The sequence below is a fragment of the Streptomyces hilarionis genome (genome assembly GCF_024539675.1).
Taxonomy (GTDB): domain Bacteria; phylum Actinomycetota; class Actinomycetes; order Streptomycetales; family Streptomycetaceae; genus Streptomyces; species Streptomyces hilarionis.
Genome location: NZ_JAHHIT010000482.1, coordinates 1 through 406 on the forward strand (window position 1 = coordinate 1; position 406 = coordinate 406).

Below are 406 nucleotides of genomic sequence, written 5' to 3' on the forward strand. Positions count from 1 at the left end.
TTTCATGCCTGAAAGTCTATCAGTCAGTAGGTGGCTGTCCTCTGCGCTTTCTGGGTTTCGACGCAGGTGAACTACCCTGTTCTGTACTTTTCTCTACGTGTGTCGCAGATGCCGCGAATTCACTGGAGCGTTCGCGCATGACCACGCTGTGCAACCGGTGAGGCAGGATGCCGACTCGACGGGCCTCAATCTTGAAGGTGACCCGCGCATTGTCTTCGCTGTCCTCCCACTCATCGCGCACGGTACGACCTTCAACCAGCACTCGCATGCCTTTCTGGTACAGCGTGCTCCAGTGCTCAGCCTCGCGGTGCCAGAGCTCAACCGGCGCCCAATAACCACCTCGATCTTCATAGCTGCCCTCACGTGGGATAGGGTTGTCGAAGTACACATTTAGCCGCAGTAAGCG

The 406-nt window shown here is 56.9% G+C and carries 1 protein-coding gene; it reads right to left on the minus strand.

The window, feature by feature from the left end:
* Nucleotides 1-19: 19 nt before the first annotated feature.
* The coding region (locus KMS84_RS44005; protein WP_256921394.1) for a single-stranded DNA-binding protein at nucleotides 20-406 on the minus strand (387 nt) is incomplete at its 5' end.